Annotated in this window: 14 protein-coding genes; 5 read left to right on the top strand and 9 right to left on the bottom strand. The window is 33.5% G+C overall.

Annotated elements, in window-relative coordinates; genetic code table 11:
- Positions 1–466: 466 nt before the first annotated feature.
- The 5 genes from HQN62_RS11665 (at position 467) to pheT (ending at position 9850) form a co-directional block, all read left to right on the top strand.
- Positions 467–1534 (top strand): efflux RND transporter periplasmic adaptor subunit, encoded by a 1068-nt coding sequence (locus tag HQN62_RS11665; RefSeq protein ID WP_173504473.1) that lies wholly within the window; start codon positions 467–469, stop codon positions 1532–1534.
- 197 nt (positions 1535–1731) lie between these two features.
- Positions 1732–4830, top strand: coding sequence for an efflux RND transporter permease subunit (locus HQN62_RS11660; protein ID WP_173504472.1), 3099 nt, complete (start codon positions 1732–1734; stop codon positions 4828–4830).
- A gap of 185 nt (positions 4831–5015) precedes the next feature.
- Positions 5016–6326, top strand: a complete 1311-nt coding sequence (locus HQN62_RS11655; RefSeq protein ID WP_173505567.1) for a TolC family protein — start codon at positions 5016–5018, stop codon at positions 6324–6326.
- Positions 6327–6350: 24 nt separating this feature from the next.
- On the top strand, positions 6351–7214 hold the full coding sequence (locus tag HQN62_RS11650) for a bestrophin family protein (RefSeq protein ID WP_173504471.1): 864 nt from the start codon (positions 6351–6353) through the stop codon (positions 7212–7214).
- A gap of 215 nt (positions 7215–7429) precedes the next feature.
- On the top strand, positions 7430–9850 hold the full coding sequence (gene pheT / locus HQN62_RS11645) for a phenylalanine--tRNA ligase subunit beta (protein WP_173504470.1): 2421 nt from the start codon (positions 7430–7432) through the stop codon (positions 9848–9850).
- Between the two features lie 116 nt (positions 9851–9966).
- On the opposite strand, the gene HQN62_RS11640 is transcribed toward pheT, so the two are convergent.
- The 9 genes from HQN62_RS11640 to HQN62_RS11600 form a co-directional block, all read right to left on the bottom strand.
- A complete protein-coding gene (locus HQN62_RS11640) occupies positions 9967–10521 on the bottom strand; it encodes a fasciclin domain-containing protein (protein ID WP_173504469.1) in 555 nt (184 codons plus the stop codon).
- Positions 10522–10742: 221 nt separating this feature from the next.
- A complete protein-coding gene (locus HQN62_RS11635) occupies positions 10743–13004 on the bottom strand; it encodes an OmpA family protein (protein ID WP_173504468.1) in 2262 nt (753 codons plus the stop codon).
- Between the two features lie 93 nt (positions 13005–13097).
- Complete coding sequence (locus HQN62_RS11630) at positions 13098–14033, bottom strand: PorP/SprF family type IX secretion system membrane protein (protein WP_173504467.1); 936 nt, start codon at positions 14031–14033, stop codon at positions 13098–13100.
- 29 nt (positions 14034–14062) lie between these two features.
- On the bottom strand, positions 14063–17566 hold the full coding sequence (locus tag HQN62_RS11625; protein WP_173504466.1) for a T9SS type B sorting domain-containing protein: 3504 nt from the start codon (positions 17564–17566) through the stop codon (positions 14063–14065).
- 181 nt (positions 17567–17747) lie between these two features.
- Entirely contained in the window at positions 17748–19526 is a 1779-nt protein-coding gene (gene rpsA / locus HQN62_RS11620; RefSeq protein ID WP_111410796.1) for a 30S ribosomal protein S1, read from the bottom strand.
- 306 nt (positions 19527–19832) lie between these two features.
- Positions 19833–20186, bottom strand: coding sequence for a hypothetical protein (locus tag HQN62_RS11615; RefSeq protein WP_173504465.1), 354 nt, complete (start codon positions 20184–20186; stop codon positions 19833–19835).
- A gap of 103 nt (positions 20187–20289) precedes the next feature.
- The gene (locus HQN62_RS11610) at positions 20290–21672 is read right to left on the bottom strand and encodes a nucleoside permease (RefSeq protein ID WP_116798182.1); all 1383 of its coding nucleotides are present in this window, start codon (positions 21670–21672) and stop codon (positions 20290–20292) included.
- A 78-nt stretch (positions 21673–21750) separates the two neighbouring features.
- The gene (gene cmk, locus HQN62_RS11605; protein WP_116798183.1) at positions 21751–22443 is read right to left on the bottom strand and encodes a (d)CMP kinase; all 693 of its coding nucleotides are present in this window, start codon (positions 22441–22443) and stop codon (positions 21751–21753) included.
- Positions 22444–22515: 72 nt separating this feature from the next.
- Entirely contained in the window at positions 22516–23097 is a 582-nt protein-coding gene (locus HQN62_RS11600; RefSeq protein ID WP_173504464.1) for a murein L,D-transpeptidase catalytic domain-containing protein, read from the bottom strand.
- Positions 23098–23142 lie beyond the last annotated feature (45 nt).

Raw genomic sequence — 23142 nt, 5'->3', positions numbered from 1 at the left:
TTTTATAGGAGTTCAGTGAACTTCGTTTACAGTTAAAATCATTATATGCCGGGGTTCGGCATATAATATTGTAACGGAAAGCGGGTTCCATACTTACTAAAAACACCACATCTTTCTGCTCCAAAATCATAATTTAACTCCTATTTCAAACTGGAATTCGGCTAATTATTTATTATGGATAAAAGTGGATTATTTAAATCTCAAAAATGCAAATTAACAAAGATTTAGAATCTTAGCATCTTAGCATCTTAGCATCTCAGTAGCTTAGAAACTTCCCTTTCCAATTAAACCTTTCTATTTTTTTACTGTCTAAACCTTTAAGTCAAGTAGCAGTTTTGGCTTAACTTTAATATTTGTATGTACAAACGTTAAATAAAAATTAACAATTCAATTTTTCACAATTCTAAAACCTAAATTTGTCTTTTCCTTATCAAAGGATATGTTAAACTTCTTTTACATTTATAAAATGAAAATAAAAAATCTTGTTTATGCCTTATTGTTAATAGGGTTTGGTGGATTTATTGCCTACAGAATTTCTTCCAATAATGCCAAAAATAGTGGTCCAAAAGACAAAGATGATAAAGATAAACCAATGACTGTAACAGGCATTGTAGTTCATCCTAAAACTTTTGATAATAATTTATCACTTTCGGGTTCTATCGAAGCCAACGAACAAATCGAAATTCGTTCGGAAGTTTCAGGTATTGTTGAAGGCATTTATTTTCAGGAAGGAAGTAATGTGACAAAAGGACAACTATTGTTCAAAGTTAATGATATTGAATTAAGGGCTCAATTAGCTCAAGCCAATACCAAAGAAGGGTTGGCGGCCGAAAATGAAAGAAGAGCTAAATTATTACTTCAAAAAGAAGCAATTAGTCAAGAAGAATATGATATTGCAAGAGCTGACCATAAATCAACTCAAGCGCAAAGCCAATTAATCAAAGCACAAATTGCGAAAACATCGGTTCGTGCCCCTTTTTCGGGAAAAATTGGACTTCGTTCTATTTCGCCAGGAATTTATATTACACCAACAGTTTTGGTTGCAAAATTAGTAAACAGCAGTAAATTGAAAATTACTTTTTCGATTCCAGAGAAATATGCTTCTCAAGTTAAGACAAATACGCCTTTGAGTTTTACAGTTGAAGGTTCTAATGAAAAATTTACGGCAACAGTCTATGCTATTGAGCCAGAAGTTGCTGTAACCACACGAACTCTTCAGGTAAGAGCTATTACCGAAAATAGCCAGGGGAAATTATTGCCAGGTACTTTTGCAAATGTAGCATTGCCTTTGAGCATTATAAAAGATGCGATTGTCGTTCCTACCGAAGCGATTATTCCAGTTCAAAACGGTAAAAAAGTATTCATAGCCAAAAATGGTTTAGCCAAAGAACTTATGGTAGAAACAGCTACCAGAACGGATGCTTCTATCTTGGTGCTTTCCGGCCTAAAAGCAGGAGATACACTATTAACCAGTGGTGTAATGTCTTTGAAAGATTCTACTAAGGTAAAAGTGATTTTAGGCATAAAAAAATAAATTTTGGATTGAAGATTAATGATTGCTGACCCGAGCGAAAGTGAATTGGTGAAGCATTTCAGATTTTAAAAAAGAACCGTAAAATGGCAGTTTTATAAAGTCTAAAATCAAAAATACATAACAAGAAATTATTAAATATAAAGATTAGTTGCCTTTAGAGATAAATCTAAATCAGCATTCTAAAATCATAAATCTCTATGAGTTTATCCACTTTAAGCATAAAAAGACCTGTAATGACCATCGTTATGAACTTAACGATTATTTTGTTTGGTATTATAGGTTACACTTATCTGGGAGTTAGAGAATTTCCATCGATAGATCCAGCCCAAGTTTCGATTCGAACGAACTATACTGGAGCCAATTCGGATATTATTGAATCCCAAATTACCGAACCTTTAGAAAAAGCAATCAATTCTATAGATGGAATTCGAAATGTAACTTCCTCGAGTGCTCAAGGGAGCAGCACAATTACTGTCGAATTTAATTTGGATAAAAATCTAGAAGAAGCCGCCAATGATGTTCGTGATAAAGTATCACAGGCGATTCGGAATTTACCGCAAGATATTGACGCTCCTCCAGTTGTTTCTAAGGCTGACGCTAATGGAGATGCTATTATTTCGATGACTGTTCAAAGTGATACTCGAAGTGCACTGGAACTAAGTGATTATGCCGAAAATGTAATCGGACAAAGACTCGAAACCATTCCAGGTGTTAGTGGAGTTCAAATTTGGGGACAAAAAAGATATGCGATGCGGTTGTGGATTAATCCAGAAAAGTTAGCTTCATATGGTTGTACTGTCGCTGAAGTTCGTGATGCCTTGAATAGCCAAAATGTAGAATTGCCTTCTGGAAAAATTACGGGTGACAATACCGAATTGACGGTTAAAACAGTTGGAAATCTTTCAAAACCAGAACAATTCAACAATATCATCATTCGATCAGTTGGTGAAAAAATAGTCCGTTTTAGCGATGTTGGTACAGCAGAGTTAGGCCCTGAAAATGTTGAAACCAAAATGACGCAATCGGGTACTCCACTAGTTGGTGTGGCGATTGTACCGCTTCCGGGTGCCAATTATTTGGATATTGCAAGTGCATTCTACAAAGAGTTTGAGCGCTTAAAAAAGGATTTGCCAAGTGATATCAAATTAAATATAGCGATTGACAATACGGTTTTTGTAAAAAAATCAGTAATTGAAGTAGCCGAAACGTTAGGAATATCGATTGTATTGGTGATTTTAATTATCTTTTTGTTTTTTAGGGATTGGGCAATTGCTTTCAGACCTTTAATCGATATTCCGGTTTCCTTGATTGCAACATTTTTTATTATGTGGCTTTTTGGATTTTCTATAAATGTATTGACGTTACTTGCCATTGTTCTTGCCACCGGACTAGTTGTGGATGACGGTATTGTGGTCACCGAGAATATTTTCAAAAAAGTAGAAGAAGGAATGTCGCCTATAGAAGCCGCAATAAAAGGATCCAATGAGATTTTCTTTGCAGTAATTTCGATATCCATTACTTTGGCAGCTGTATTTTTGCCGGTTATTTTCCTCGAAGGTTTTGTCGGACGATTGTTTCGAGAGTTTGGTGTGGTCATTGGAGCTGCCGTATTGATTTCGGCTTTTGTGTCCTTGACATTAACCCCGATGCTAAATGCCTACTTGATGAAAGGCGGGGAACAAAAGAAATCAAAGTTCTACATTCGTACTGAACCCTATTTTCAAAAATTAAACAGCACTTATGCCAATGCGCTGGAACGTTTTATGAAGAGAAAATGGTTAAGTTTTCCAATTCTTATTGTTTGTTTTGGATTGATATATTTGTTTTTCAATATTTTGAAAAAAGAAACGGCTCCTTATGACGACCGAAGTGGTTTCGTAATGCGTATGACAACTCCCGAAGGCTCTTCCTATGATTATACGGATCGTTTTATGCAGGAAGTTTCCAAATTGGTAGATGATTCTATTCCAGAGAAAAAAGTGAGTCTGGTGATTACTTCTCCAGGTTTTAACTCTTCTTCTGTTAATAGCGGTTTTATACGAGTATCATTGGTGGAACCGGATCAAAGAAAAATGTCCCAAAAGGAAATTGCAGATAAATTAACCAAATTGACTAGTCAGTATTCCGAAGCTAAAACATCGGTAATTGAACAGCCTACTATCGCGGTAAACAGACGTGGTGGTTTACCGGTTCAGTATATTATTCAAGCACCCAATTTTGAAAAACTTAGGGAAAAGATTCCTTTGTTTATGGATGAAGCTGCAAAAAGTGATGTCTTCTCTGTTACCGATGTGAATTTGAAATTCAACAAACCTGAAATTAATGTTTCAATCGACAGAGCAAAAGCAGAAAGTTTAGGAATTTCAGTGAAAGATGTTGCTCAAACATTACAGCTTTCCTTAAGTGGTCAGCGTTTTGGCTATTTTATCAGAAACGGAAAACAATATCAAGTAATTGGTCAATTTGAAAGAGAAGATCGTTCCAAACCGTTGGATTTAACATCAATGTATGTCAAAAACAATAAAGGGGAACTCATTCAAATGGACAATGTTGTTAAGATAGAAGAACAAAGTAATCCGCCGCAGTTGTATCATAATAATCGATACATGTCGGCTACAGTTTCCGCAGGTCTCGCTCCAGGCAAAAGTCTTAGCGATGGAATTGATGCGATGAACGAGATCAAGGCCAAAGTTCTTGATGATTCGTTTACCACTGATTTAGGTGGTGAATCGAGAGATTTTGTCGAAAGTAGTTCGAATACTTCTTTCGCCTTTGGATTGGCTTTATTGTTGATTTTTCTAATATTAGCAGCCCAGTTTGAAAGTTTTGTAGACCCGTTTATCATTATATTAACTGTACCAATGGCGGTTGCAGGAGCCTTATTTTCGCTTTGGCTATTCAATCAAACCTGGAATATTTTTAGTCAAATTGGAACTATTATGTTGATTGGATTGGTAACGAAAAACGGAATCCTGATTGTTGAATTTGCCAATCAGTTACGAGAGCAAGGAAAACCAAAACTAGAAGCGATTTTGGAAGCTTCAGAGTCAAGGTTGCGCCCAATTTTGATGACCAGTTTGGCTATTTCGTTGGGAGCATTACCAATTGCATTGTCGCTAGGTGCCGCTGCAACAAGTAGAATTGGAATGGGGGTTGTTATCGTTGGAGGTACAATTTTCTCTTTGGTACTTACTCTATTTGTAATTCCGGCTTTATATCTAATGTGGTCTAAGGCTCGTAAACATTACCCAGAATTTGATCATATTGATGAATATGAAAACGATGTAAAAAAGTAAATTTGAGTTGCTAAGACTCTAAGTTTCTGAGTCACTAAGATTTTTTGAAAAGAATGTAAATTAACTTAGTCCCGATAATTATCGGGAAAGCCGCTTAGAGTCTTAGCATCTTAATTAAAATATAATCAAAAACTTAGAATCTTAGCCACTTAGTGTCTTAGCATCTATTTAAACAAACAACAATGATGAATACCAAACTGTTTTTTAAAAGTTTCCTGCTGTTTTTCTTCTGCTTCACAATAGGAAATGCACAAGAATTGCTTACTCTGGAAAATGCCGTTAAGATTGCATTGGAAAACAATTATGAAATAAAAATTGCCGATAATAATTTAAAAATTGACAAAACAAATGTAGCTATTGGAAATGCAGGAATGTTGCCTTCCCTAAGTGCAGTTGCTACAGACAATAATAGTATTTTGAATACTTCCCAAACCCGGTCAGACGGAACAACGGTAAACTTAAAAAACGCCAAAAATAATAACTTGAATTATGGCGTGGCTTTGGATTGGACCATATTTGATGGTTTAAAAATGTTTGCCAAATATGATCAATTGAAAGAATTGCAAAATATGAGCGATGCCCAATTGAAAATGACCATTATCAATAAAGTAAGCAGTGTCAATTCGGTTTATTATGATTTGATACAGGAACAGCAAAAGTTATTTGATTTGGATTCTACAATTATCATTTCCCAAAAGAGACTGGAGTTCACCAAAAACAGATACACTATCGGGAAAAATTCCAAACTGGATGTGTTGAATGCCCAAGTGGATTTGAATACGGATCTTGGTAATTTATTAAAAGAAAAACAAACTTATGCTAATGCCAAAACGCTTTTGAATCAGCTATTGGCGAGAGATTTAAACACTGATTTTAAAGTTACTGAAGGAATCAATGTAGATCGAAAACTGAAACTTGTTGATCTGATAGCATTGGCAGAAAAGCAAAATCCAGAGTTAGAAATGCAAATCATCAATAAAAAAGTAACCGAACTAGAATTGAAGCAAATCAAAGGGGAACGCTATCCTACAATTAAATTAAATTCGGGATATAATTTTAATGATACAAAATCGAGCCTTGGTTTTACGACTCAATCATCTGCGCATGGCTTGAACTATGGTTTTTCGGCTTCTTTGAATTTGTTTGATGGCGATGCACAAAACAGAAATGAAAAGATTGCCCAAATGCAAGTTGATAATTCTAAATTAGTGATTGACAAACAATTGAATCAATTGCGAAGTAATTTGACAGTTGCTTTCCAGGTTTATTTGACCAATTTGGAGCTGATTGATTTAGAAGCTAATAATACCGCTATTTCTAAGCAAAATCTTGAAATTACTGCCGAAAAATTTAAAATAGGAACCATTACTTCTGTTGAGATTAGAGCTGCCCAATTGAATTTTATCAATTCAAGAATTCGTTTGAGCAGTGCGCAGTTCCAAGCAAAATTATCTGAAATTACACTAAGGGAATTAGCCGGTAATCTTAATTTTTAGCTATTTTTATACCAAAAAGTAAGAATGGTTTCATACAATCCTAAGATTTGGTTCGCTTATATCTTTCGTTTTCATAGATCGGATACGATTAGACAATTATTTCCAATATTATTTTTAATTGTAATTTATTCAGGTGTGGTGGCATACTTGGAGATTGATTATTTTAAATTAGAGGAAACCAGTCACGTCAAAAACCTTTTTGTAATTCATACTACATTGGGTTTTGTTATCTCCTTATTATTGGCTTACAGAATCAATTCGGCCTATGATCGTTGGTGGGAAGGGCGCAAATTATGGGGCGCTTTGGTTAATAACAGTCGAAATCTCGCTATCAAACTTTCGGTTATATTAAAGGATGAAAGGGATTTGGCTTATTTCAGGAAACTAATTCCAAGCTACGCTTCGATGTTAAACAAGCATTTGAAAGATGAAGAAACAAGTATGCAATTGTTTGAGCATGTTGACTTAGAGATTGATCATCACAAACATAGACCGAATCAAATCGCTAAGATGCTGTTCCAAAAAATAAACGATTTGTATGTTGCCAATAAAATTTCTGGTGATCAATTGATTGTTTTAAATAGTGAAATTCAGTCTTTTACTGATATTTGTGGTGCATGTGAACGAATAAAAAACACCCCAATCCCATATTCGTACAGTACTTTCATTAAAAAAATAATCTTTATTTTTATTTTAACATTGCCTTTTCCTCACGCTTTTACATTAGGATATTATGTAATTCCTGTAGTGTCTTTTGTTTTTTATGTATTGGCCAGCATCGAATTAATTTCCGAAGAAATTGAAGAACCTTTTGGTTACGATGATAACGATTTACCTACTACAAAAATCGCAGAAAACATTAAAAAGCACATTGAGGAACTTTTATAAAAAGAGTATCAAAATTTGTTACAATTGAATCAATTTTTGCAGCTCACTAGTTTTGACCCTCACGAAACATTGATTATATTTGCACCCGAGTCTGGAGGACGAACGGACAAAGTAATCTTGAAAAAAACGAAACATGAAATTGCTAGATTCCAAAATTTAAATTGGAATTTTAAATGTAATACCATTTTCTAATTAAAAACATATAATAACTTCGCATGAAAATATCTTACAACTGGTTAAAACAATTTATTAAAATTGATTGGAAATCGGATGAAACATCAGCATTACTTACCGATTTAGGACTTGAAGTTGAAATCGTTGAGAAATACCAATCGGTAAAAGGCGGATTAGAAGGAATCGTTGTAGGACATGTTCTTACTTGTGTGCCTCATCCAGATGCTGATCGATTAAAAATCACGACAGTTGATTTAGGCGATGGTGTTCCTTTGCAAATTGTCTGCGGTGCCAGTAATGTTGATGTAGGTCAAAAAGTGCCAGTAGCGACTATTGGAACTGTTTTATTTGATAAGGATGGAAATTCTTTTACCATTAAAAAAGGGAAAATAAGAGGACAGGAAAGTCATGGGATGATTTGTGCAGAGGATGAATTGGGTCTTGGCGAAAGTCATGACGGAATCATGATACTTGATGATTCTATTCCAGCTGGAACATTGGCGTCAAAAGTTTTCAAAATAGAAAACGACGAAGTTTTTGAGATTGGCTTAACGCCAAATCGTGCTGATGCAATGAGTCACTTAGGTACTGCGCGTGACTTAAGAGCTGGATTGATTCAAAAAGGAATTAATGTTGAATTAATTACGCCATCTGTAAGTAATTTTAGAGTTGACAAAAGAACTTTAAAAATAGATGTTGATGTCAAAGAAATTCATCTTGCGCCAAGATATTGTGGCGTTACTATTTCTGGTATTTCAGTAAAAGAATCTCCAGAATGGTTAAAAAATAGATTGAAAGCCATTGGAATCAATCCAAAAAATAATATTGTGGATGTTACCAATTATGTATTACATGATTTAGGACAACCATTACACGCTTTTGATGCCGCAAAAATTAAAGGAAAGATTGTTGTTCAAACACTTCCCGCTGGTACAAAATTCGTTACTTTGGATGATGTAGAAAGAACTTTACATGAAGAAGATTTAATGATTTGTGACGAAAAAGGACCTTTGTGTATTGCTGGTGTTTTTGGAGGAAAAAAATCAGGAGTGACTGAAACAACCAATTCTATTTTCCTAGAAAGTGCTTATTTTAATCCAGTGAGTATTCGTAAATCTGCCAAAAGACATCAATTGAATACCGATGCTTCTTTTAGATTTGAAAGAGGAATTGACCCAACAATTACGGAGTATGCTTTGAAAAGAGCTGCTTTATTGATACAAGAAGTGGCAGGGGGAGAAATCACATCCGATATTGTAGATATTTATCAAAAGAAAATTGAAGACTTTACAGTATTTTTAAATTTCAAAAATGTTGCACGCATTATTGGGCAAGAACTACCAAAAGATACGATTAAACAAATTTTAGCTTCTTTGGAAATAAAAATAAACAGTGTTTCGGATGCTGGTTTAGGGTTGGTTATTCCTGCTTATCGCGTAGATGTGCAAAGAGAAATTGATGTGATCGAGGAAATTTTGAGGGTGTATGGCTATAACAACATTGTATTCTCCAAAAAATTGAATGCAACAGTTTCAAATTCTCCACGAAATGAGGATTACAAAGTACAAAATACAGTAGCAAATCAATTGAATTCCCAAGGTTTTAATGAAATGATGGCCAATTCATTGACTACTGCTTCTTATGTGCAACTTTCAGAAATGCTTAAAGAGGAACACAATGTAACAATGTTAAATCCATTAAGTAGTGATTTGGCAACAATGCGTCAGTCTTTGTTATTTTCAGGATTGGAAGCGATATCGTATAACATAAACCGTAAAAATTCTGATCTAAAATTATTTGAATTTGGAAAATCATATCATAAATTTTTATCAGGTTACGAAGAAATTAAGCATTTAACTTTATTTCAAACAGGCAATAGAAACCAAGAAAATTGGACGAATGCCCCAAAACCTTCCGATTTCTTTTTATTCAAAGGATATGTAGAAGGCATACTTTCAAGATTAGGAATTACTAACGCAAAAAGTATATCAGTAAATTCGGATGTGTTTTCAGAAGGAATTGCTTTAGGTTTAGGAAATGATTCTTTAGTTGAATTTGGTGTGGTTAAGAAATCAGTATTAAAACATTTCGGAATCAAACAAGAAGTTTTCTACGCAGATTTCAATTGGGCTGCCGTTTTAAAATTAATGTCGAGCAAAATAAAATATACTGAAATTCCAAAATATCCGGAAGTTCGTAGAGATTTGGCTTTATTGGTTGATCAAAATGTCACTTATGATGCTATTTATGCCATTGCCAGACAAACAGAAAAATCATTATTGAAAAATGTCAATTTGTTTGACGTTTACGAGGGACAAAATTTACCTGAGGGTAAAAAATCCTACGCATTGAGTTTTACAATTCAAGATGCTGCGAAAACACTTGAAGATGCGCAGATTGATAAAATAATGAATAAACTAATAAAGAATTTTGAAACTGAACTTGGAGCAAGTTTGAGATAATTTCTTTATAATAAATGTAAAATCCCAATACTAATTTTTTTTAGTATTGGGATTTTTTTTAAGTTCTGGTAATCAATCAGAACTTGGCAATAAACTAATTAACATCAAACAAACAATTATTGTTTAGGTAAAAGAACCGTGTCGATTACATGAATTACTCCATTTGATTGATTTACATTGGCAATTGTTACTTTAGCTTTATTTCCATTTTCGTCGGAAATATATAAATCTTTTCCTTGCATCCAGGCAATTAATGTTCCACCACTCACTGTTTTCAACATTGCTTTTCCATTTCCTTCTTTAATTGCATTTGCTATATCAGTAGCATTCATTCTTCCGGCAACTACATGGTAAGTTAAAATGGTTTGCAATGTTTTTAGATTTTCAGGTTTCAGCAAATTTTCTACTGTTCCTTTTGGCAATTTGTCAAACGCAGCATTTGTTGGGGCAAAAACGGTGAATGGTCCTGTACTTTGTAAAGTTTCAACTAAACCAGCTGCTTTTACAGCAGCAACTAACGTGGTATGATCTTTTGAGTTTACTGCGTTTTCAATAATATTTTTGGTTGGGTACATAGCAGCTCCGCCAACCATGACACTTTTTTGAGCATAAGAAGTTACTCCTAACATTAATCCAAAAAATGCAATCGATAAAAATTTTCTAGTTTTCATAAAAATCTATTTTTAAAAGTTATATAAAGACATTTACGTAAACAGATTGCTTTTGGTTTTATAAAAAATGATTTTTTTTAATTTTATTTCTTAAGAAGATGAAAAAAAAGCTTTTTTGATTGATTTTTAGTTTGTTATGTTTTTTTAATAGAATAAAAAAAAGCAATAGGTTTTAAAACCGATTGCCTTTTTTAAATGATACAGCTGTGTGCTATTATTTATTACAAGTTTTTTATCACAAACTCACTTCTTCTGTTTAATTCGTGTTGTTCTTCATCACAAGAATTATCAGGAATGCATTTTACAATTGGAACTGATTCTCCATAACCTTTGGCAAGAACTCTATTTTTAGGAATTCCTTGTTCTAAAATATAATCTTTTGTTGCATCCGCTCTTTTTTGAGAAAGCTCCGCGTTGAATTTTGCATTTCCACGACTGTCAGTGTGTGAACCAATTTCTACAACCATTTCAGGATATTTGTTCATCAATTCAACAATACGATTTAATATTCTTTTCGATTCTTTTCGAATATACCACATGTTATAATCAAAATAGATTGGATCAGTCTTGATAATTAATCTGTCTTTATCTTTGACTACATCTTTTTCGGCAGCAACGATAGCAGCCGTTTTTTCTTTTTTCTTGGCGGCAGCAATTTCTTTATCTTTTTTGTCAGCAGCTATTTTGTCTTTTTTCAATTGCTGAGCAGCTTCTAGGTCTGCTAATCTTTTGGATTCAAGAGCAATAGCGTCGTCTTTTTTCTTTTGTTTGAGTGCATTGGCATCGGCGATTTTCTTTTCCTGAAGAGCAATTGCATCAGCTTTCTTTTTTTGTTCAAGTGCAACTAATTCGGCAGCTTTCAATTGTTGAGCTATAATTAAATCCGCAGCAATTTTTTTCTCCAAAGCTACTTGTTCTTCCTTTTTGATAATTTCTATAGATCGAATTTCCATAGAACCATCATTCGATTTATTTCTTTCTCCCGAAATATGGAACGATTTTGAATTCTCGGTATAATTTTCTTTGGTAGCCAATAATGAATAATTAGATTCACAAGCAATTGTAAAACTAAATTTACCATCTACTGTAGTGATTGTTTTTTCAAGCTCTTGATTGGCAGAGTTTTTCAAGATTACAATAGCATTTTCCAATACAAGATGCGAATCGACATCAGTTATTACACCGGAAATATATTGTTTGCAATCTTCGATAAGTAATTCTTTGGTTTCTCTTAAAGAATAAATATCATCTTTCCCTTTTCCACCGGGTCTATCAGAAGAAAAATAACCCTCCTTCGTATCAGAATCTATGTAATAGGCAAAATCATCATAACCCGAGTTTACTGGAAGTCCCACATTCGAAGCTTTAGAATAGGTATTGTCTTGAATGTCTGAAACAAAAATATCCAAAGCTCCGTAGCCTTCATGACCATTGGAAGAAAAAAATAATTTATTGTCTCTCGAAACAAATGGAAATTGCTCCCTTTTGGGAGTGTTTATTTTTTCTCCCAAATTCATTGGTTTACCATAAATAGAGCCCGCTATTGAAACACTAAAAATATCAAATGAGCCTAATGTCCCAGGCATGTCTGATGCAAAATAGAGTGTTTTTTCATCCGGACTCAAAGCTGGATGCTCTACAGAATAATCTGGACTATTAAAAGGCAATGCCACAATATTAGTCCATTTATTCTTTACAAACTCAGCTCTGAAAATTTGAATGTTCGATATTTTGTCTGTATTCTTCCCTCTCCTGCCGTTGTTTGAATTGTTTCGGGTAAAATACATGAATTTGCCATCCTTTGTAAAAATAGCATTCGATTCGTGCATAGGCGATTTCAAATCTTTTGAAAAATAAGCCACAATAGAATCATTTGCATTTACATTTTTTAATGGAATGGTGACTAAATTGAGATAGGATTCATTATTCCATTTATAGGTTTTATCAAATAAATTAGGTTTCTTTTTTACAGCTGCAAAAACTAAGTTATCTCCAAAAACTACAGCACCAAACTCTGAATTAGCTGTATTTATTGCTAAATTTTGAATATCAAATCTTTGTCCAATTGCGCTGACGTTCTTTAAGGTTTTGATATCCCTCTCTAATTTTTCAATGGCTATAGTATTATTGGAAGCCAAATAAAACTTTCGCATGATGTCATTTGCTTCATTATATTTTCCTTTGGCTTTCAATGTCTGGGCATATCGGAAATAATAATCTTCATTTAGTTCTTTGCCTTTACTTTGAATTAATAGAGAATATAATTCTTGGGCTTTATCATAATCATTTGTAAAATAATAACAATCGCCTAAATTTTGAATTACCTCTTCCGTTTGGATTTTGGTACTAATTTTTTCATACAAAGGAATTGCGGCACTATAATAGGTTTTAGCAAACAAAAGGTTTGCTCGTTGCAAATCCTGTTGTTGGGCTTGAATGAATTGGATTGAAAATACGATGAGGATTATATATATTCTTTTCATGTGGAGTTAATATTTGATTTTTAAAGGAACATGGTGTCGCCATTCTAAATTATATTTTGAAATTTGAATCATGTCGATTTCATGTTTACTTTTTTAGAAAAATCTTGGTGATTTGTCATACCCTTTGCCTAATAAATCCAAGTTATACAATAGCACAATTTCATGTGAACCAGAACTGAATTGGCTTAGATTTGAAGTGACATAATCATAGGAATAACCAACTCTCAAATTTGGATTGACATTGATATTCATCAATAAACTTGCGGAATCACCAAATCGATAAGCAGCACCAAGTTCGAATTTTTCATTATACAATACATTAGCCGTTAAATCTACAGAAACCGGTGCTCCTTTTACAAATATTGCCATAAAAGCAGGTTTAAATTTAAAAGCCTCATTAATGTCAAAAACATATCCTCCCGTTAAATAAGTATGAATTTCTCGAGGACCAAAGGAATTAATGTCAGGTCTTGATTTTATGTGTTCTGCCGAAAGCAAGTTTGGTGCAGAAAGTCCAACATAATAATTATCCTTAAAATAAAAGGCTCCTACTCCAATATTGGGTACAGTTTCATTTATATTTTCAGCAAATGCTTTGTCTGTGGAGATATCACCGCTATTTAATTGAAATCCATTAAAGTTGGTGCTTATTGATGAAAAACCAGCCTTTACCCCAAATGAAAGTTTTTGCTTTTCATTCAATTGAAGAACATAGGCGAAATCGGCAAAGAAATTTGTTTCCTTTTTGGCACCATCACCGATATTGTCTGAAACTAAAGAGAAACCTCCTTCTATCTTTTCATTTATAGGTGTGTGTGCAAATAAGGTTAGGGTTTTTGGTGCTCCTTCGATTCCGGCCCATTGGTAACGATACAAACTTCCTAAATTTAAGATTGCGGGAGTTGCCGTTGCATAAGCAGGATTTACAACACTCATATTGTTCATGTATTGTGTGAAATGAGGATCTTGCTGAGCGATTGCCTTTAGTATGGAAAGGAAAAAAAACACAAAAAGTATTATTTTTTTCATTAGAATAAATTTAATAGGTAAGAAATGAATTATCGGTTTAAATAAAGTTGGCCTTGTTTAGGAGGCAAATTGTCTTTATTATAGTTGATAATATAGAAGTAGACTCCAGCTGGTGCATCACCGTCTATAAAGCTTGAATTTGAATTTTTTCCGTTCCAATCCGGTTTGTTGATGTCACCTTTGAATAACACATTTCCGTATCTATTAAAAATTTCTAACGTATAATTCGGAAAAGAAAATTCGATATCTACAATTTGAAAAGTATCATTTACGCCATCACCATTTGGTGAAAATCCATCAGGAATCTTCAATTTGTCAGGAGTTAAAGTGCAATCTGTTAATGAAACCGCTACCGGCAATGCACTAGAATAACATTGAGTTGTTGCATCATAATCAAAACCATAATAAGTTGCTCCTTCTAAAAGCAAATCAGTATTAGGAATTATTGTCCCATTTGTTAAAGCGTCATACCAAACTAAATTTGCGGATGCAAAGGTATTATTTGATAAATTTTGAATAGTAGGCTTGTCAATACCGCAAAATTCTTCTCCATTTGGTTTTAAAACGGGTATTTGAACAGTATTTATCAGCACACTTATCGGAGTTGATAATGATTCACAACCAGTAGTTACATTCATTTCTTTAACGTAATAATTTCCTGTTACCAAAAGTTTACTTGATGCTAAAGGAATTGTACTTGTTGGAGTATCATACCATTTGTATTGGTTTCCGTTAGGAGCTAAATTAGCTACCGTTGCTAAATTGGTTTCGCAAAATTTTTGATTGCTCGCAGTTGGACTGTTTGGGATGGAATTAATGACAAAATTTTTGGAAACAGTATTGATTATTGTAGAACAACCATTTCCAGTATTGGTTAAATCTGTTATAACCAAAGTATTACTTCCTGTATTTAAAAGTTTACCGGCAGGAATTAAAAAAAATGTTTTTCCCCCGCTTACTGCTAAAGGAATTGTTTGCGAACTTATTGCGTTTGCTCCAGATACGGCATAACTCAAAGTGATATTCGATAAGGTTCCCAATCCCGTAATATCAACATTTATGGCTTGACCTAAACAGCCGTCTTTTACGGTTACAACCATATTGGCAATATCAGGTAATCCGTTTACAATAAATACTTTTGATAATGTTGATGTGCTCGTACAATTGGTTAAGGCATTTGTAATATTGGTAATTGCTATAGTTGTATTTCCTGAATTCGGAATTAAATTGGAGGCTATACTAAAAGTAGCTAACCCAGAAGCAATACTTAAAGTTGCGGGAATTGCAGTTGCTATATTACTTCCAGATAAGTTATAAAGAATATTGTAATTTCCATCTGCAAGATTGGAAGTCCCTGAGAAATTTACATTTGCTGAATAGCCTTGGCAAATTGGCACAATTGTTAATGTTGCACTATTTATTTGCGGAGTTGCATTAATTTGTACAACAATAGGTTTTAAGCTTGATTCACAACCAGTCAACACATTTACCTCTTTCACAAAATAATTTCCTGAAATTAAAGGTGTTGTATTAGTTAATGGAACGGTACTTGTTGCCGAATCGAACCATTGATATTGACTTCCCTGTGGAATTAAATTAGCAACTGTTGCATTATCTGAAGTGCAAAAAATCTGGTCATTTGCAACAGGAATAGTGGGAATCGAATTTACTGTAAAATCCGTTTTATTGTTGATACTCAAAGTACAACCCGTTACTGTATTGGTCAAATCAGTTATGGTGAAAGAGGTCAGTCCTGCATTTGGTATGTCAGTTGTTGGAATAACAAAATTGGTTTCACCAGCTATAACTGTCAAAGGAATAATTTGAGAACCAGTAATATTCGATCCAGAAAGATTGTAATTAATCGAAATTGAAGTCAATGTTCCTAAACCCGATAATTTAACGTTTGTCGCCTGACCTTGACATATGTCTTTAATTGTTGCAGTCAGATTGGTTGCATCAGGTAGTGGATTTATCGTAAACGATTGATTAAGTGTAGATGTATTGGTGCAACCAGTAGTAGAATTGGTGATTTTGGTAATTGTAATTGTGTTTGCTCCTGCATTTGGTATTAAAGCTTTTGGAATGGTAAAAGCACCTAATCCTCCAGTAATACTAATAATAGTAGTTTTTGCAGTTGCAGTATTATTACCGCTTATGTTGTAAACAATGTCATAATTTCCGTCAGTAAGATTTGATGTACCTGAAAAATCAATTGGCACGTCAAAGGTTTGGCAAACTGGTGTAATAGTAAGTGTAGCATTATTAATTTTAGGAATAGGATATACATGTAAAATATCTTCAATTGTTCCAATAATATTGTTACAAATCCCAAGACTAGTTGCATCTACTATATTGATAATATCAATGGAATAATTATTGACTTGTTGAAAATATGTCGACGGAATTGGAAAAGTTAATACACCACCTGAAAAACTTTTTGTAGTTTGTATTGGTGTAGGTACTCCCGAAATAGTGTAGGTAACGTTATAAGTACCATTTGGTATAACTTGAGTACCTTGTGTTAAAACCGCATTATAAGTTGCTGTTGGAATTTCATTTTCACATATATCAGAGTTTACCACTAACGTCGCCCCAGTAAAATCAAGTTGTTTTTCTATAGTTATATCTACAAACGATGATTTATCAGAACAAATCAAATCATTTGAAAGTACGGTATAGGTAAATCTATAAATACCTGGTCCTCTCGTATTGTAAATATTCTGAATATTAATATTAGAATCTGTGGCACTAGTTATTTCTCCTAGTCCGGCATCCGTCCATACTCCACCTGAATCTTGTCCAGTTAATTGTCCAAATAAATCAAAATTAGTGTAGGTGCCTAATACATTAGAACACAATTGCAAATTCGTTGGGGTACCCGATTCCGGACCCCTAAATATTGAAACATTTACAGTTGAAGAAACAGTTGGATTACATGTCGATCCTACTGGAGATTGAACTGTATATGTATAAGGATATGTTTGACCTGGGGGTGGAATAGCTGTGTTTAGAGTATTACTTGATAAGCCACCAGCACCAGAATCATCATTCCAAGTACCATTTGTTTGTGGTGAAGGCGTTGGAACTCCTTTAAAAAGCTTAAATAAATTCAAACTTTCATTATTGCAAACTGAAAAATCTGGACCAGCAATTCCAGCGTACCCTCCAATAGTAACAGTTACAACAGCAGAGTCCGTACACCCTAACCCATCTGAAACGGTATAAGTGTAATTATAGATCCCACTTTTCTTGATTTGCTGTGCATTTAAAAAACCAGTTGTCGTGCTTAATCCTAAAGATTTATTATCATCAGACCATGTTCCTCCAATCGTATGAGGTCCTAATTGAAGATTCAGATCTACAGATGCGCTTGATGGATCAGCAATGTTACAAACATTCAAACTGTTATTATCACTCCCTGCAATTCCCGCACATTGTGCATTAACATCAATAGAACAGAAAAAGAGAATGAAAAATGTAAGAAAAGAATAAAATGTAAAATGAGTAGGAAAACGTAGTTTTGGAACCATAAATATTATTTGATTTTGCCAAAAATAAACATTTTGACATAACTTAACATACTTTTAACTTTTTATTTAATATTAACGATCAAAATAAGTTTGAGTTTTAACAATAATAAGTTTGAATGATTTTTAAAACAAAAAAAGCCCCGCAGTTTGCGGGGCTTCCTATATTCAAAAAATCAAGAAATTATTTTTTCTCTGATTTTTCCATTTTAGCTTTCAATGCAGCCAATACATCATTGTTATCTCCTAAAGTTGCAGCTGGTGCGTTTGTAGTAGATGCAGATGAAGTATTTTCAGTTGCAGCTTTCACATTTTTCTCTTCTTCTTCGCGGAAGATAGCAGTGTGAGAAGCAACTACTCTTTTGAATTCTTTGTTAAATTCAATTACTTTGAAATCAGCAGTATCACCTTTTTTCAATTTCTTACCGTCTTCTTTTTCAAGGTGACGTGTAGGAATGAAAGCAACGATATCATCTCCGAATTCTACAGTAGCTCCTTTGTCAACGATTTCAGAAATTTCACCTGTGTGGATAGTTCCAACTGCGAAAGAATCTTCGTATTGATCCCAAGGATTAGCAGTAGTTTGTTTGTGACCTAAAGATAATTTACGTCCGTCAACATCTAATTCTAATACAACTACGTCTAATTTTTCACCAACATTTACAAATTCAGATGGGTGTTTGATTTTCTTAGTCCAAGAAAGGTCAGAAATGTAGATTAATCCATCAATTCCTTCTTCTAATTCTACGAAAATTCCAAAGTTTGTAAAGTTTCTAACGATACCTGTATGTTTAGAACCTACTGGGTATTTAGAAGTAATGTCAGTCCAAGGATCTTGAGTCAATTGTTTGATACCTAATGACATTTTACGGTCATCTCTATCTAAAGTTAAGATAACAGCCTCAACAACATCTCCAACTTTTACGAAATCTTGAGCAGAACGTAAATGAGTTGACCAAGACATTTCAGAAACGTGGATTAAACCTTCAACACCTTCAGCAACTTCGATAAATGCACCGTAATCAGCGATTACAACTACTTTACCGTTTACTTTATCACCAATTTTCAAATCAGCATTTAAAGCATCCCATGGGTGAGCGTTCAATTGTTTCAATCCTAATTGAATTCTTGTTTTCTCATCATCGAAATCAAGGATTACAACATTTAATTTTTGGTCTAATTCAAGAACTTCACTTGGGTGGTTGATTCTACTCCAAGAAAGGTCAGTAATGTGAATTAATCCATCAACACCACCTAAGTCAATAAACACACCATAAGAAGTAATGTTTTTAACAACACCTTCTAATACTTGTCCTTTTTGTAATTGACCGATGATTTCTTTTTTCTGTACTTCAATATCCGCTTCAATAAGCGCTTTATGAGAAACAACAACATTTTTGAATTCGTGGTTGATTTTTACCACTTTGAATTCCATCATTTTGTTTACATATACATCGTAGTCTCTAATTGGCTTAACGTCAATTTGAGATCCTGGTAAGAAAGCTTCAATTCCGAAAACGTCAACGATCATACCACCTTTAGTTCTGCATTTTACAAAACCATTAACGATTTCTCCTGTTTCGTTAGCCGAAATAACTCTATCCCAAGATTTGATAGTACGTGCTTTTCTGTGAGATAATACCAATTGACCAGTTTTGTCCTCACGGATGTCAATTAATACTTCTACTTTATCACCTACTTTTAAAGCTGGGTTGTAACGGAATTCGTTTAATGAAATAACACCTTCCGATTTTGCGTTGATATCAACGATAACGTCTCTATCTGTGATTCTTACAACTACTCCTTCAACTACTTCTTCTTGGTCAGTTGCAATAAAAGTTTTTGATACTAGTTCTTCGAATTCCAATAAGTTTTTCTCATCTACTGCATCGATACCTTCTTCGAAGTTATGCCAGTTAAAATTTGCTAAAAACTCTTCTTGTGATTTTAATTGTTCAGACATGCTGATAAAAAATTTGTATTCTGTTTTTTCTCGAGTTTCTTCATGCGATAGAAAAATACAGAAGTTGTTTTACTTAAATTGTTGATACCTAAAGGAAACTCTTCTCTACCAAAAGGTGTGCAAAATTAATTCTTTTATTTAATATGGCAAAATATTTATAGAGAGATATTTACACAAAACGTTAAACAGCCAAAAAAAAGGTTTAGGAGCGAACGATTAGGCGTATTTATTGGCATTGTTCCCGCTATCCGTTGCAATCTCCCGAAAAAAGCGGGAGGATTTTCACTGCTATCGGGGCTAGTTAGGTTATATTGTTTTTTTGATTATAAACAATCCGCCTAAAATCGAAATTGGAGAAAAAACAAAAATAGCCAACAACTGAGTCCAAGAAGTACCATCAGATTTAAAAAGAGAAAAAGTGGCAAAACCAGCCATAATAATAAAAAGTATATAATTGACTTTTAGGTTCTTTGTTTTGGCAATAATTTGAGTAACTAACCCGCTAAGGAATGAAAAGGCAGTTCCATAAATGAATGTCAAAAACATAAAAGCAACAGATGCTTCGACATGTGGTTTAACACCTGAAAGCCTAAAAAGTAACACAGAACTTATCACAAAAATGGCATAACCTGTAATTACCCCTAAAATTTGTTTCATCATAATTATCGTTTTTGTAGTTGTCTTTTATAATTTGTCTTTATAAGTAAAAAATCCTAACAAGTTTAAAACCTGTTAGGATTGTATATTTCAATCTAAATTAGAATTAATGACTCAAATTCTCAACTACCTCTTCATTTGGATTGTGCTCATGCTTGAATAAAATGGCAAACGCAATCGCAACAATCAAAGCATAAGCAGCAAAAGCCAACCAAATCATATGCCAATCTTTCATCATAATTACTTTATCAAACAAGCCATCTGCAGAAATAGAATTTCCTTGACTTTTTACAAATTCGACCATTTTTGAGTTTGTAACATCTGTTTGTAAAAACGAAGCCAAGTCAGTTGTAGAATTAAACGACTTTGTAAAAAAACGATCAATTGCCCATCCTGAAGTCGTACTTCCCAGTATTGCTCCTACTCCATTGGTCATCATCATAAACATTCCTTGAGCTGACGAACGATTTTTAGCATCAGTATGTGTCTCCACAAACAAAGAACCTGATATATTGAAGAAATCAAAAGCCATTCCATAAACGATACAAGACAATATAATCATCCACAATCCATCGGTAGGATTTCCAAAAGAAAACAATCCAAAACGCAATACCCAAGCCAACATACTAATCAACATTACCTGTTTGATTCCAAAACGTTTCAAGAAAAATGGGATGGCAAGTATGAATAAAGTCTCAGAAATTTGAGAAATAGACATAATAATGGTAGAATATTTTATTACAAAAGAATCAGCGTATTTTGGAAAATGCTTAAACTCATCCAAAAAGACATCGCCATAAGCGTTTGTTAGTTGCAAAGCACCTCCCAAAAACATAGAAAAAATAAAAAATAATGCCATTTTGTAATTAGCAAATAATTTGAAAGACTCCAGCCCTAATGTTTCCATCAAAGAAGCGTCTTCTTTGATTAAGCGTTGTGGTTTACATTTAGGTAAAGTAAAAGAATAAATTCCCAATACAACAGCTGCAATTCCAGCGATATAAAATTGATAAGCGGTTGCTTTGTTTCCTGTTAAATTAGTCATCCACATCGCCACTATAAATCCAATAGTTCCAAAAACACGAATTGGCGGGAAATTTTTAACAACATCCTTGTTGTTAATCTTTAAAGCATTGTATGAAATTGAATTGCTCAAAGCGATTGTTGGCATGTAAAAACACATAGCCAAAAGCATAACATAAATAAAGGTACTTGGAGTACTAACTTCTGGGATATAAAACAAAACTGCACCATATAAAATATGAAGGGCTCCGTATAATTTTTCGGCATTAATCCATCGGTCAGCAATAATACCAGCAATTGTAGGCATAAAAAGAGAAGCAATTCCCATTGTTCCAAAGACTAAACCAAATTGAGTACCTTCCCAGTTTTTGGTTCCAAACCAATAATTTGCAATTGTAATCAACCAAGCTCCCCAAACAAAGAATTGAAGAAAGCTCATTATTATCAATCTGTTTTTAATTCCCATAAGATGAATTGCGTTTTAATGTTTGTAGAATTTTTGTGGCGCGTAAATCTACTATTAAAATTGAGATTACCAAAAAAATTATAAAGTATTAATTACTTCATTTACTAACTCCAAAACCACATCAAATTGTTCTTTTCGATCTAAATAAGAATTATCAACTTCTATAGAATCCTCTGCCATTACCAAAGGAGAGTCATCTCGGTGGGTATCAACATAATCGCGGTCAACCACATTCTTTAAAACCTCTTCATAAGTAACTGAATCGCCCTTTGCCTGTAATTCGTCAAAACGTCTTTGCGCACGGGTATCTGCTCCAGCAGTCATGAATATTTTAAGTTCTGCATTAGGAAAAACAACCGTTCCAATATCTCTACCGTCCATAACAATTCCTTTTTCTTTGCCCATTTCCTGTTGTTGTTCTACCAATTTAGAACGCACTTCTGAAATAGCTGCTATTTTGCTAACAAAATTGGAAACTTCCAAAGTTCGGATTTCCTTCTCCACATTGATATCGTTCAAGTACATTTCGGCAAAACCCAATTCAGGATTGAATTTAAAACTCAATTTTATAGAAGGTAAGCTTTTTACCAATTTTTCTTTATCCAAAAAATCAGTTCCAACGCAATTGTTTTGCATCGCATACAAAGTAACAGCACGATACATAGCTCCTGTATCTACATAAACATATCCCAAATGTTTGGCAAGCTGTTTGGCCAAAGTACTTTTTCCAGTGGATGAAAATCCGTCTATTGCTATGGTAATTTTTTTCAATTTTCTAAAATTAATTATTTGTGTTGTCTTATATCGTTTTATAAAACAAACATTATTCTTAGTAGTTACTCTTTAGTAGTAAATGCTAAGAATAATGTTTGTTTTAGAATTGTCTATTATTTTTTCTATTCTACTAAAATAAGTTTCATTAACCATAGGACAGCCATAACTTGTACATATACATTTATCTTGTTCTTCATAAGGAACTGCCCAAAATTTGTGCAAAACTATACTTCTGCGAAAAGCATTACTGTTTGTTTCATCTAATCCATATAATTTATATGCTTTGCCAAATTGGCCATTGTAATACTTTCCTATCGAATATTTCCCCAATGATGTACTAAGAGAATTAGCTACATTGCTAAATTTTAGTTTTCCTGGAATTCCAGTTTCTGAGCCTGAACCGTGGGCAACTAATCCTTCATCAATAATTGTATTATTTTTCAAATCATAAATAAAAAAGCGATTTTTACCTGATCGTATTTCCATATCAATAAAAAAAGCAATTTCCTTATTAAATTTAGGATTTTCATTAACGATTTTTCTTACTTCTTCAACTTGAGTATTAAGTTTTTCTTCAGTTGAATTATCATCAGAATTTATACTAAAGCTCGAAAGAAATAGTGGAATAAAAATTAAAAGTATTTTTCTCATCACTTTAACTTATTTATAAATTAGACTTTTTATCATTACTAACTG

The organism is Flavobacterium sp. M31R6 (assembly GCF_013284035.1).
Taxonomy (GTDB): Bacteria; Bacteroidota; Bacteroidia; order Flavobacteriales; family Flavobacteriaceae; genus Flavobacterium.
This window is presented reverse-complemented; position numbering and strand designations above follow the sequence as displayed.